At 35.9% G+C, this 1,033-nt stretch carries 1 protein-coding gene; it reads right to left on the bottom strand.

The genetic code is table 11. The annotated features are described in order from the left end of the window. A partial coding sequence (locus tag AB4Y90_RS18020; protein WP_441558936.1) for a serine hydrolase domain-containing protein occupies positions 1 to 1,033 on the bottom strand: 1,033 nt, incomplete at both ends.

Genomic DNA, 1,033 nt, shown 5'->3' with positions numbered 1-1,033 from the left:
CCTGTAACGGTCTTTTCTTTTGGTCTACTTCCAGCCTGTTGTATAATCCGGTTTTTACAATAACCATTTTTTCTTCAGGCATAATGATAATGAACTGACCAAGAAAACCGTAAAAAAACCAGTATTTCTCATCTGCATTATTGTTTTCTCCGGCCCAGATTGTATAACAGAATGCATCATTTTCTGCAGTGGGTTTCAGCATTCTTTGGCAATATTCAGGATTAAGTATCTGCTTTCCTTCCCACATTCCGTTTTGCAAGATCATTTGACCTATTTTTGCAAAATCTCTGGCTGTAGCATGTACGCAGCAGAATGCTTTTTCCATTCCTTCGTCATCTGTGCTCCATTTACCCGGAAATTCCATTCCCAATGGTTTCCATATTTTTTCTGAAAGATAATCCGATAAATGTTTTCCGGTTAATTTACTAAGAGCCATTCCTAAAAGCTGGGCTGAAACACTTTGATACTCATATTTTTGTCCCGGCATTTTTTTTATTTCAATATCGAAAGTCTGCTTTGCAAGATCTGCAACAAAATACTGTTTGGAATTTTCTGCGAAAGGATGGCTATATTCTTCGTCCCAATCAAAGCCGGCCTGCATCGTCATAAGATGGCGAAAGGTAAGGTGTTTTCCGTACATACTATTTTTATATTCAGGAAATACTGTAGAAATTAACTGATCTTCCGATTTCAGATAACCATCATCAATTGCACAACCGGTTAAAATTGCTAAAAAACCTTTCGTCATCGAAAAAGAATTAAGCAGAGATGAAGGTTGATGATTTTTCCAGTACTTTTCGTAAACCAGTTGATTGTCTTTAATGATAAGTAACGATGATGTGCGCGTTTTTTTGAGTTCTTCTATAAGTCGGTCAGATAAATGTTGTTGATTATAAAGCTTACTTTTTTTCCAGGATTTAGGTTTTGAGTTTTGAATTATTCTGAATGGAAATTTTTTTGCATCATCAGTCGACGGTGCAAGAGGCCCTTTTTTTAAATTAATACCGATCGCTTTAAAAATATACCCATAACC

Source organism: Chryseobacterium sp. 2TAF14 (assembly GCF_052115105.1).
Classification (GTDB): domain Bacteria; phylum Bacteroidota; class Bacteroidia; order Flavobacteriales; family Weeksellaceae; genus Chryseobacterium.
Note: the sequence above shows the minus strand (reverse complement) of the source record. Positions and strands in the feature narration are given on the sequence as shown.